Source organism: Proluteimonas luteida, from assembly GCF_021191695.1.
GTDB lineage: Bacteria > Pseudomonadota > Gammaproteobacteria > Xanthomonadales > Xanthomonadaceae > Luteimonas > Luteimonas luteida.
The window spans coordinates 87,939-99,984 of the sequence record NZ_JAIWPT010000014.1; the positions used below are offsets into that span (position 1 = coordinate 87,939).

Genomic DNA, 12,046 nt, shown 5'->3' on the forward strand with positions numbered 1-12,046 from the left:
TTCGATGGCGGGATCATTGCCGGCGCCCGCGCCGGCGACAAACGAGATGTTTTCGCGGCCGCATTAGAAAAATTGACTTGATAGGATGTGCGCCCGGCAGCCGCAGGTCCCCATGCCACCGTGAAACCCCGGCAACCCGCTCCGCTCAACGCACTGCGGGCCTTCGACGCGGCAGCGCGCTGCCTCAGCTTCCAGGCCGCGGCCGGGCAGTTGTTCGTCACCCCCGCGGCGGTCAGCCACCAGGTGAAACGGCTGGAGGCCTACCTGGGCGTGCAGCTGTTCCATCGCGGCCATCGCGCGATCGCGCTGACCGCCGAGGGCCAAGCGCTGGCCGCCTCGCTGGGCGAAGTGTTCGGGCTGCTCGACCTGGCCCTGGACCGCGCCACCGCGACCACGTCCGCGGACCTGCGCGTCAGCACCATGGAATCCTTCGCCGCGAAGTGGCTCGCGCCCCGGCTGCACCGCTTCCATCGCGACCATCCCGAGCGCAGGATCCGCATCGAGACCGGCGATGCGCCGGCCGATTTCGCCCGCGACGGCATCGACGTCGCGATCCGCTACGGGCCCGGCGGCTACACCGGCGTGGCCGCCGAACGGCTCGTCGACGCCCCGGTGTTCCCGGTCTGCGCGCCCTCGCTGGCGGGCGACGCGCGCCGCCCGCTGGCAATACCGGACGACCTGCGCCACCACACGCTGCTCCACGATGAAAGCGCCGGCGGCCGCCGGCCCGGCGTGCCGGACTGGCCGGCCTGGCTGCAGGCCACGGGGGCGACGCGGGTCGACGCGGACCGCGGCCCGGTGTTCGCGAGCATCTACCTCGCCCAGGAAGCCGCCGTCGCCGGACACGGCGTCGCCCTGGGCCTCGCACCGCTGGTCGAGGACGACCTGCGGCGCGGTCGCCTGGTCCGGCCGTTCGACCGGACGCTGGACAACGCGTATGCGTTCTGGATCGTCCGCCGGCATGGCGCCGACGCCAACCCGGCCGTCGATGCCTTCTGCCGGTGGTTGCGGAAGGAAGCGGCGGGTATCCCGGCCCCTGCCGACTGAGCGGCCGGCACGCGGACGGGAAACCCCGCGGCGGTACCCGCGCGGCGACCCGGAAGCGCCGCGAATGAGCCCGCGACCGGCAACGGTCTGCCGCGCTCAGCCCACGTCGTCGCGCAGCGCGTCGTCGATCGCCGTGGCCCGCTGGTAGGCCGGCCGCTGCTGCAGCCGCGCGCCGTACTCGGCGAAGGCCTGGCGTTCGGGCAGCGTGCGGAACGCCTGCCCCCACAGGATCTGGCTGCCGAGGTAGACGTCGGCGGCGCTGAACTGCGCGCCGAGCAGCCACGGGTCGGCGCTCTGCGCAGCCAGTTCCAGCGCGGCGACGACCTGCCCGAAACTGCCGTAGCCGACCATGCCGGCACGCTCGGCCGGCGCCAGCAGGTCGAGCGCCTTGGCCGACACCGCGGCTTCCACGGGGCCGGCGGCGAAGAACAGCCAGCGGTAGTAGGTCCCGCGCAGCGGCGAATCAAATGCCGGTGCGAGCCCCGCCGCGGGGAACGCATCGGCGAGGTAGGCGCAGATCGCCGCGGCCTCGGTCACCGCGACGCCGCGATGGGTGATCGCAGGTACCTTGCCCATCGGGTTGACCGCCAGGTAGGCCGGCGACTTCATCGCCTCGCCGAAGGCCAGCACTTCGGTGCGGTAGGGCTGGCCGGTTTCCTCCAGCATCCAGCGCACGATGCGGCCGCGCGACATCGGGTTGGTGTAGAAGACGACCGCGTCGTCGTTGGCTGTCTCGTGCATCGCCGCTCTCCCGCGCATCTGCCGGCCACGTGCCGGCCGCCCGAGTCTAGCGCCGGCGCGGCTCAGTCCACGTGCACGGCGCCCACGCGCGGCGGCAGGTGGCGCGCGACCCGCGCCTGCAGCAGGTCCACCAGGTCGGGCGCCATGTAGCCGTAGCGGTCGGGGATGTCGAGGCAGACGATCCGCGCCCGGCCGAGTCCGGCACGGAAACGCGTCGACAGCCGCGTGCGGTGGGCGCGTTCCATGACGAACACGAGGTCGGCCCAGCGCAGCAGTTCGGGTGTCAGCGGGTTCTCCGCATCGTGGTCCAGTCCGGCAGAACTGGTCTCGATGCCGGGCCAGTCGGCGAACACCTGTTCCGCGGTCGGGCTGCGCAACCGGTTGCGGCTGCAGACGAACAGCACGTTGCGCATCGCCTTCCTCAACCGGTGTTCTGGATGCCCGCGGCGATGCCGTTGACCGTCGACACCAGCGCGCGCAGCAGCTGCTCGTCCTCGCGGCCGCCGTCGCGCCAGCGCCGCAGCAGTTCGACCTGCAGCAGGCTGATCGGGTCGACGTAGGGATTGCGCAGGCGGATCGACAGCTGCAGGCGGTAGTCGTCGGCCAGCAGCACGTCCTGTTCCTTCAGCAGCAGGATCGCGTCGCGGGTGCGCAGGCATTCGTCGAGGATGCCGGGGAAGAACGCCGCGTGCGCGTCGCCGGCCAGCTGCGAGTAGCGCTCGAAGATCGCGATGTCGGTCTTGGCCAGCAGCATCTCGACGTCGTCGAGCACCGCGCGGAAGAACGGCCAGTCGCGTGCCATCTCGGTCATCGCCTGCTGGCCCCAGGCCTGGATGCCGTGCTGCAGCGCGGTGCCGATGCCGTACCAGCCGGTCAGGCCGGAGCGGTTCTGCGCCCAGGCGAACACCCACGGGATCGCGCGCAGGTTGTCGATGCCGCCGTCGCGCCGGCGCGACGGGCGCGAGCCGATCTGCAGGCGTTCGATGACGTCGATCGGCGTGACGGTGCGGAAGTAGTCGGGGAAGTCGGCACGCTCGTGCACCAGCGCGCGGTAGTGCGCGCGCGAGACCCCGGCCAGTGCGGTGGCGATGTCGCGCCAGGCATCCTCGCGCGGGTCGGCCGGGCGCGGGCGCAGCGTCGCGCGCACCACGGCGGCGGTCGACTGCTCGAGGTTGCGCAGCGCGAGCGCGCGGATGCCGTACTTGCGGTGGATGACCTCGCCCTGCTCGGTGACGCGCAGGCTGCCGTCGACCGAGCCGCGCGGCGCGGCGATCACCGCGCGCTCGGTCTTGCCGCCGCCGCGGCTGACCGAGCCGCCGCGGCCATGGAAGAACATGATGCGCACGCCGGCCGCCTGCGCCAGTGCGGTCAGTTCGACCTGGGTGCGCTGCAGCGCCCAGCGCGAGGCCAGCAGGCCGCCGTCCTTGGCGCTGTCGGAATAGCCCAGCATCACCGTCTGGCGGTCGCCGCGCGCAGCCAAGTGACGGCGGTAGCGCGGGTCGTCGAACAGCTGCCGCATCACCGCTGGCGCGGCCTGCAGGTCGTCGACGGTCTCGAACAGCGGCGCCACGTCGAGCGGCACCTCGCCGTCGTCGACGCAGCCGGCGATGCGCGCCAGCGCCAGCACCGCCAGCGCGTCCGCGGCGCTGCGCGCCATCGAGATGATGTACAGGCCGGTCGCTTCGCGGCCATGGCTGCGGCGCAGGTCGACGACCGCACGGAACACGTCCAGGGTCGAGGCGACGGCCTCGTGCGACGCCGCGTCGCCCGGCTTCGGCGGCGCGTCGAGCATCGCGTGCAGGCGCGTCACGCGGTCCTCGACGGTCCGCGCGGCCCAGTCGTCGCCGTCGATGCGTCCCAGCACCTCGTCGTGGACCGCGGAATCCTGGCGCAGGTCCAGCGTGGCGAGATGGAAGCCGAAGGTCCGCGCGCGCCACAGCAGGCGCTCGAGCGCGAACCGGCCGGCGTGCTCGCCGCGGTTGGCGCGCAGGCTGGCATCCATCAGCAGCAGGTCGTCGATGAACTCGGCGGCGTCGGCATAGCCGGCGCGATGCCCGGATTCGGTCGCCGCCAGCCGCGCCTGCATCAGATCGAGCAACCGCCGGTACGGCATGTCCGCGTGGCGGGGGTTGAGCACCGTGTCCGCGCCCGGCAGCGTGCGCAGGTAATCGTCGACGCGGGCGACCACCGCCTCGTCGATCTCCGCCCTGTCCAGGGTCTGGGTCAGCACGTTGCCGAGGCCGCGCAGGTCGCTGCGGTACTGCGCCAGTGCCTGGCTGCGCTGCGCGCCGAGCGCTGCGCGCATCGTGCCGGCGTTGACGTTGGGGTTGCCGTCCATGTCGCCGCCGACCCAGGTGCCGAAGCGCAGCACCTGCGGCAGCTCGGGACGGACGCCGTAGACGTTCTCGATCGCGTCGCCCAGCGCCTCGTAGAACACCGGCAGCACGCGGTAGAGCACGTTCGACAGGTAGTAGCCGACATGGTCGACCTCGTCGCCGACGGTCGGCTTGCGCGCGGGCGACTCCGAGGTCTGCCACGCCGAGGTCAGCGCCAGCACGATGCGGGCGTCGTCGGCGCGGCGCTCGGTCGGCGTGCGCTCGCGGTCGATGTCGGCCATCAGCCGCTCGACGATCGTGCGTTCCTTCTCCAGCAGCACCCGGCGCACGGCCTCGGTCGGGTGCGCGGTGAACACCGGTTCGACGTGCAGCCGGGCCAGGCAGGCCTGCAGTTCGCCCGGGCCGACGCCCTCGTCGCGCAGTTCGCGCAGCACCGCCTCCAGCCCGCCGGGCTGCGGCGCGGCGCTGGCGCGCTGGTAGTCGCGGCGGCGACGGATCCGGTGCACGCGCTCGGCCAGGTTGATCGCGCCGAAATACGCCGCGAACGCGCGCACCAGCGCGTCGGCGTCGTCGGTCGGGATCGCCGCCAGCGCGTCGGCCAGCATGTCGACCGGCCAGCCGGCCTCGCGCCGTTCGATCGACGCCCGGCGCACGGTCTCCACTTCGTCGAGCAGGCGCTGCGAGCCCTGCTCGGCCAGCATCCGGCCGACCATCGCGCCAAGCCGGCGCACGTCGTCGCGTAGAAGATCGTCGGTTGCCGCGAAGCCGACTTCGCGCAGCGCCGGCAGGGATTGGTCGGAGGCAGTCATCCGGCAACGTTACACAACACCGGCGCGGCTGTCGTGACATGACGATGGCCCGGCGGTGCCGGATCGCGCGACGGCAGGTTGCCGGGAAAGCCGGATCGGGCGTGCGCGGCCGGGCCGGACGCAGCAGGAAGACGAAGACGGAAGACGAAGGGGAGAGAGGACCTCGGACGACAGTCCCCGCCTTCCTGCTGCGCCCGGTGGATATCTCCTCCGGACGGAACACAGCTTCCGCCTCGAATATGGCGCGGCGATGTCGGCGGATGTCGGCGCCGGCACATCGCCGGCACGAACCCGCCACGCAGCCCCGGCGTCGTGTGTCGCCGGCGACACCCGGCGACACACGACGGAAAACGCGTGCGACATCGCCTCGTTAGCGTCCCGTCAGGCCCTCGTTCGAAAAGCGTTAACGGACGGGCCCGGCGCATCCGGCTGCGGTTGCGTGCATCCATCTCTCCTGCAGGAATCCATTACCGATGACTTCGATCCTCCGTCCCGTCCATGGGCGTCCGGCGCGGCTTGCCGCAGCGGTCGCGCTCGCTCTGACCGCACTCCCGTCCACCCAGGTCCTCGCACAGTCCGCCACGGGCGACGAAGCGGTGTCCACGCTCGACCGTATCGAGGTCACCGGATCGCGCATCAAGCGCGCCGACATCGAAGGTTCGCTGCCGATCGTCGTCATCAGCCGCGACGACATCGAGGTCAGCGGCAAGACCACGGTCGCCGACTTGCTGCAGGGCTCCACTTTCAACTCCTTCGGCTCGTTCACGCCGAGCTCCGGCAGCTCGGCGCAGTCGTTCTCGGGCCTGAGCCTGCGCGGCCTCGGCACCGCGCGCACCCTGATCCTGATCGACGGCCGCCGTGCGCCGACATCGCCGCTGACCGGCGAGGGCCAGGACCTGAACTCGCTGCCGCTGGCCGCGGTCGAGCGCATCGAGATCCTCAGCGACGGCGCCTCGGCGATCTATGGCGCCGACGCGATCGGCGGCGTGGTCAACATCATCACCCGCAGGGATTTCACCGGCGGCGAGATCAACGTCGGCTACGGCGACTCGCACTACGGCGGCGATACCAACGACGCCTCGGCGATCCTGGGAATCGCCGGCGAACGCGGCCGCCTGGTCGCCGGGGTGTCGACGACCTCGCGCGGCCTCACCTATCTCACCGACTACCCGTGGAGCGAGTCGGGCGCCTCGACCTATTCCAACAACTACCTGCGCGTGGCGACCAACGCCGAAACCGGCGAGCGCACGCCCGGCTCCTATCTCTATACCGACGGCAGCGCGGTCGTGCCTGGCGGCTGCGGCGGCAGCAACTTCTTCACCAATGCCGCCGGATCGCTGTGCTACTACGATTTCAGTACCGCGATGGCCGATACCGCGAGCATCGAGACGCGCAACGCGTTCTTCCGCGGCGATTACGATCTGACCGAGAACTGGAGCCTGTTCTTCAATACCTACATCAACAAGAAGAACAGCAAGGGCGTCTATGCGCCGGTACCGGAGAACATCTTCGTCGCTGCCGGCACCCCGAACAACCTGACCGGAGAGGATGCCTACATCAAGCACCGCTTCGCCGCGCTGGGCAACCGCTACACCTATCAGAACGAGGACAGCCACGACGTCACGCTCGGCCTGCAGGGGCGTTTCAGCGACCGCATCGGCGGCGAGATCGGCATCCGCAGCAACCTCGCCCGGGTCAACGAGACCGGCTACAACTACGTCAACATCCCGGTCGCCGAGCAGCTGTTCGCCAGCGGCGAGTACAACGCACTGGATCCCGAATCCAACAGCGAGGACGTGCTGAACCAGATCCGCACGACCACCGGCCGCAAGATGCTCTACCGCCAGAACGAGCTGTTCGGGCAGCTGGACTTCGACCTGTTCGAGCTGGCCGGCGGCACCTCGGCGCTGGCGATCGGCGCCGAGTACCGCGAAGAATGGTACGAGGACATCTACGACCAGCAGTCGGCGGCCGGCAACGTCGGCGGCTCGTCCGGCAATTCGGCGGTCGGCAGCCGCACCCAGTCCGCGGCGTACGCCGAGTGGGTCCTGCCGTTCCTGCCGGGCTTGGAGCTCGACCTGGCGCTGCGCCACGACGACTACTCCGATTTCGGCAGCAGCACCTCGCCGAAGGTGTCGCTGCGCTGGCAACCGCTCGACGCATTGACCTTCCGCGCCTCCTACGGCGAGGGTTTCCGCGCACCGTCGCTGCCGGCGTTGAACCAGCAGGACGCGTTCTCGGCCGATACGGTGTCGGACCCGGCCACTGCACTCGCCTACGGGTTGCCCGAGAGCACCGCGATCCAGATCAACGCCTACCACGTCGCCACCCCCGACCTGCAGCCGGAAACCTCCAGGCAGTTCTCGGTCGGCGCCTCCTGGGATGCGACCGACTGGCTGAACCTGACGCTCGACTGGTACAGCACGCGCATCGACAACCAGATCAAGTGGTTCTCGTCGCAGACCGTGATCAGCCGCACCGCGAACGGCCAGTACCTGCCCGAGCACCTGTACCTGGTGCGCAACGACGACGGCTCGCTGCAGACCGTCTACGCCGGCTACGGCAACGAGGGCCAGGTGGACACCGACGGACTCGACCTCGCCGTGCGCACGCAGTTCGACTTCGGCCGCTGGGGCCGGCTGCAGAACCGCCTGCAGGCCAACTGGGTGCACAGCTACGAGATCAGCAGCCAGTACGGCAGCGACGAGTACATCGGCAGCGACGGCTATCCCGAATGGCGGGCCACGCTGGACAACCGCTGGGACATCGGCGACTTCAGCGTCAACTGGAAGATCAACGCGATCGGCTACGAGCCGGCCTACTACGTCGCCTACTACGACGGCGACTACAGCTGCAGCGAACTGGTCGAATGGGGATATGCCGGACGCTGCAGCGGTGCCTACGTCACCCATGACGTGCAGCTGAGCTACCGGGCGCCATGGCAGGGCCGTATCTCGATAGGCGCGACCAACCTCACCGACCGCAAGCCGGTCTATGACGCCGCCTACACCGAGGGCTTCAACGACTACCTCTACAACGGCTACGGCCGCCAGCTGTACCTGCGTTACTCGCAGTCGTTCTGACGGCACGGGTGCGGCGGTCCATCGGCCGCCGCACCACAGACTGCATCCCACCGCCAGCGGTGAGGCCTATCATCGTGACTTCCCCTGCGCCCTTGCGGCCACCCGACAACATGAACCTGCAGACGCCCATCCTCGTGGTCGACGACGACCCCGGACTGCGCAGCCTGATCGCCACCTTCCTCGCCGAGCACGGCTACCCCGTCCGGGCCGTCGCCAATGTGCAGGAAATGCGCGAGCAGATCGCCCGCTTCCAGCCGCACCTGGTGATCCTCGACGTGATGATGCCCGGCGAGGACGGCCTGAGCGCTGCGCGCCGTCTGGCCAGCGAGAATGGCCCGGCGGTCATCATGCTCAGCGCGCTGGGCACCGACACCGACCGCATCATCGGCCTGGAGGTCGGCGCCGACGACTACCTCGCCAAACCCTGCAACCCGCGCGAACTGCTGGCGCGCGTGCGCGCGGTGCTGCGCCGGCGCCAGTCCGCGGCCGCGGCCCCGGCGGGCGGCTACCACTTCGCCGGCTGGCACCTGGAACCGGCCCGCCGCGAACTGCGCACGCCCGACGGCCGGTTCGTCAACCTGTCCGACGGCGAGTTCTCGCTGCTGCGCACGTTCGTCGAGCACCCGCAGCGCGTACTCAGCCGCAACCAGCTGCTCGACTACGCGCGCGGCCAGGACAGCAGCGAGGTCTACGACCGCGCGATCGACAGCCAGGTCAGCCGCCTGCGCCGCAAGATCCACGACTGCGGCCACGGCGAGCTGATCCGGACCGTCCGCAACGAGGGCTACATGCTGCTGCCGCCGGTCGTGCGCGGATGAGCGCAGCGCGCGCCCGGCGCGGCCTGCCGATCCTCGCCCGGACCTTCCTGTTGTTGCTGGTGGCGCTGCTGGTCGCACATGCGATGGGCGCGGCGCTGTTCCTGCTGCGCGACCGCAACTCCGCGGACGTGCGCCTGGCCGACCTGACCGCGCTGCTGTCCTCGCGCATGCCGGCGACGAATCCGCGCCTGCAGGTTTCCGACGACCTGTCCGCACCACCGGCCGCCGACGCGGGTCACCGACGACAGGCCGGTCTCGAACACCTTCTCGCAGACTGGCTCGACCTGCCGGCGACCGCCGTACGCATCTATGTGCCCGTCGATGCGATCCGCGACCCGGTACGCGGCCCGCCGCCGCCGCTGCCTGGCGGGCCGCTGGATGACGGACCGATGCCCGGCTGGCCGCACGACGATCCCGGCCCGTCGGCGTTCGGCGACGACGGTCCGGACGCAGGCTTGGCGCCACCCCGCGGTCCGCGCCCACCGGCGCACTGGCATCCGGACTCGCCGTTGCCGGCCGGCTTCATCGCCGCCGCGCGCCAGGAAGATGGCCGCTGGCGGGTTGTCACCAGCCCGCAGGACGACATCGCCGACATGGGCGAGCTGCTGGGGATACTGGTGGCGCTGGGACTGGTCGCGCTGCTGCCGCTGGCCTGGTGGTTCTCGCGCGCCTTGTCGGCGCCGATCCGGCGCTTCGCCGAGGCCGCCGACGCGATCGGCCGCGACGTGCACGCGCCGCCGCTGCGTCTCACCGGCCCGGCCGAGATCGTCAGCGCGTCGGCGTCGGTCAACGAGATGCAGGCGCGCATCGTCCGCCTGCTGCGCGAACGCACCGAGATGGTCGGCGCGATCGCGCACGACCTGCGCACGCCACTGGCGCGACTGGCGTTCCGCCTGCAGGCGCTGCCGGCGGCGGAGCGCGAGCAGGCCGAAGCGGATCTGGACGAGATGTCGCGGATGATCGGCGCCGCACTGGCGTTCCTGCGCGACCAGAGCCAGGCGCCGGTGCGCACGCCGCTCGACCTGCAGGCGCTGCTCGCGGCGATCGTCGAGGCCGCCGCGGGCACCGGGGCCGATGTCCGCCTCGCCCCGGGGCCACCCGCGCCGTTCGACGGCGATGCGCTGGCGCTGCGGCGCATGGCCGGCAACCTCGTCGACAACGCATTGCGCTACGGTGGGTGCGCGCGGCTGCGGCTGCTGGCCGACGACCACGGCTACCGGCTGGAAATCGACGACGACGGCCCGGGCATCGACCCGGCGCAGGACGCCGACCTGTTCATGCCCTTCGTGCGCGGAGAAGGCTCGCGCAACCGGGCCACCGGCGGCACCGGACTCGGACTCGCCTCCGCGCGGATGGCGGCGCGCGCGCATGGCGGCGATGTCTCGCTCGCCAACCGCGACGGCGGCGGCCTGCGGGCGACGGTGACCCTGCCGCGCGGCGCGACGTAGTCCGGGACCGGATCGGCGGATCGCGGTTGGCGGGTCGAGACCCGTCCTAAGGGTGCTGGCTGCCGCGCGTCGGGGGCGGGCCCACAAGCCCTAACCAAAGCAAGAGAATCCGGTGTCATCCCCGCGAAGGCGGGGATCCAGCGACTTGAGCTCACTGAAAACCAAAGGCGCTGGATTCCCGCCTTCGCGGGAATGACAGTTCTGTTTATGGGAGAAGTGGTCCCGACCTGCGTCCCGGGGCTTTTCCGTAGAGCCACGAGTCCATCGCATGACGGGTCAGCGCAGCTTCGATCAGTACGCGTACTCGCGGAACACGTGGTCGATGTCGCCCTGCCAGGCGCCGTGGAACAGCGCCAGCTTGCGCTCGGCCGGGGTCTCGTTGGCCTCGACCACCTCGATCAGCGGGTCGAGGAACACGCGCTCGTCCTGGCCGCGCGCGTTGTGGCGCGCGCGGCGTTGCAGGCCGGCGGCCGAGATCTTCAGCGCCTCGACCGCCAGGTCGCGCAGGGTGCCGCCGCGGAACGGGGTCTTCAGCGCGAGACGCGGCACCCCGTCGCGCAGCGCGTTGCGCTCGGCCATCGTGAAGTCGCGGACCAGGTCCCAGGCCGCGTCGAGCGCCGCGTCGTCGTACAGCAGGCCGACCCAGAACGCCGGCAACGCGCACAGCCGGCCCCACGGACCGCCATCCGCGCCGCGCATCTCCAGGTACTTCTTCAGCCGCACCTCGGGGAACGCGGTGGTCATGTGGTCGTTCCAGTCGCGCAGCGTCGGCAGCTGGCCGGGCAGCGCCGGCAGTGCGCCGCGCATGAAGTCGCGGAAGCTCTGGCCGGCGGCATCGACGTAGACGCCGTCGCGGTAGGAGAAGTACATCGGCACATCGAGCAGGTAGTCGACGTAGCGCTCGTAGCCGAAGCCGTCCTCGAACACGAAGTCGAGCATGCCGGTGCGGTCGGCGTCGGTGTCGGTCCAGATGTGCGAGCGGTAGCTGAGGTAGCCGTTCGGCCGGCCTTCGGTGAACGGCGAATCGGCGAACAGCGCGGTGGCGACGGGCTGCAGCGCCAGCGACACGCGGAACTTCTTCACCATGTCCGCTTCGCTGGAATAGTCCAGGTTGACCTGTACCGTGCAGGTGCGGGTCATCATGTCCAGGCCCAGCGAACCGACCTTCGGCATGTAGTCGCGCATGATCCGGTAGCGGCCCTTGGGCATCCACGGCATGTCCTCGCGCCGCCACTTGGGCTGGAAGCCCATGCCGAGGAAGCCGAGGTCGAGTTCGTCGGCGACCGCCTTGACCTCGCGCAGGTGGGTGCCGACCTCGGCGCAGGTCTCGTGGATGTTCTCCAGCGGCGCGCCCGACAGTTCCAGCTGGCCCGCGGGCTCCAGCGTCACCGAGGCGCCGTCCTTGAGCAGCGCGATCGTGCGGCCCGGTGCCTGTCCGATCCGCTCGTCGACCGCTTCCCAGTCGAACCGGGTCAGGCCCTTGAGCAGCGCCTCGATGCCGCGCTCGCCGTCGAACGGCGGCGGACGCAGGTCGTCGAGGCGGAAGCCGAACTTCTCGTGCTCGGTACCGATGCGCCAGTCGCCGATCGGCTTTTCGCCCGACGCCAGCACCCCGACCAGTGCGTCGCGGCCGGTGACGGGGGTATCGCTGACGTGGCTGGGGCTGGACAAGGACAGGTCTCGCAATCGGGCGGGGAAGAACGATGCCGGCCGGACCCATCCAGACCCGCGACCGGCGGACTATACCGTGCGCCCCGGCGTGGC

General features: G+C 70.8%; 8 protein-coding genes. 4 read left to right on the top strand and 4 right to left on the bottom strand.

Features of this window, described 5'->3' with window-relative positions:
- Positions 1 to 120: 120 nt before the first annotated feature.
- Entirely contained in the window at positions 121 to 1,047 is a 927-nt protein-coding gene (gcvA, locus tag LDO26_RS13200; protein ID WP_232131559.1) for a transcriptional regulator GcvA, read from the top strand.
- 96 nt (positions 1,048 to 1,143) lie between these two features.
- On the opposite strand, the gene LDO26_RS13205 is transcribed toward gcvA, so the two are convergent.
- The 3 genes from LDO26_RS13205 to ppc all read right to left on the bottom strand — a co-directional run bounded on the left by LDO26_RS13205 (position 1,144) and on the right by ppc (position 4,933).
- Positions 1,144 to 1,788: a glutathione S-transferase family protein gene (locus LDO26_RS13205; protein WP_232131560.1), complete on the bottom strand. Its 645-nt coding sequence runs from the start codon at positions 1,786 to 1,788 to the stop codon at positions 1,144 to 1,146.
- 62 nt (positions 1,789 to 1,850) lie between these two features.
- Positions 1,851 to 2,201: a low molecular weight protein tyrosine phosphatase family protein gene (locus tag LDO26_RS13210; RefSeq protein WP_232131561.1), complete on the bottom strand. Its 351-nt coding sequence runs from the start codon at positions 2,199 to 2,201 to the stop codon at positions 1,851 to 1,853.
- Between the two features lie 8 nt (positions 2,202 to 2,209).
- Complete coding sequence (ppc, locus tag LDO26_RS13215; RefSeq protein WP_232131562.1) at positions 2,210 to 4,933, bottom strand: phosphoenolpyruvate carboxylase; 2,724 nt, start codon at positions 4,931 to 4,933, stop codon at positions 2,210 to 2,212.
- 473 nt (positions 4,934 to 5,406) lie between these two features.
- Here ppc and LDO26_RS13220 point away from each other — a divergent pair, with 473 nt between their 5' ends.
- From LDO26_RS13220 to LDO26_RS13230, 3 genes are all read left to right on the top strand, one after another.
- Positions 5,407 to 8,016 carry a TonB-dependent receptor plug domain-containing protein gene (locus tag LDO26_RS13220; RefSeq protein WP_232131563.1) on the top strand — a complete coding sequence of 870 codons (2,610 nt, stop codon included), beginning with the start codon at positions 5,407 to 5,409 and terminating at the stop codon, positions 8,014 to 8,016.
- A gap of 110 nt (positions 8,017 to 8,126) precedes the next feature.
- Positions 8,127 to 8,834 carry a response regulator gene (locus tag LDO26_RS13225; protein ID WP_232131564.1) on the top strand — a complete coding sequence of 236 codons (708 nt, stop codon included), beginning with the start codon at positions 8,127 to 8,129 and terminating at the stop codon, positions 8,832 to 8,834.
- A complete protein-coding gene (locus LDO26_RS13230; protein WP_232131565.1) occupies positions 8,831 to 10,282 on the top strand; it encodes an ATP-binding protein in 1,452 nt (483 codons plus the stop codon). Before LDO26_RS13225 ends, LDO26_RS13230 begins: the two co-directional genes overlap by 4 nt.
- 291 nt (positions 10,283 to 10,573) lie before the next feature.
- Here the strand turns inward: LDO26_RS13230 and LDO26_RS13235 are convergent, their stop codons facing one another.
- A complete protein-coding gene (locus LDO26_RS13235) occupies positions 10,574 to 11,959 on the bottom strand; it encodes a glutamate--cysteine ligase (RefSeq protein ID WP_435594088.1) in 1,386 nt (461 codons plus the stop codon).
- Positions 11,960 to 12,046: the final 87 nt, after the last annotated feature.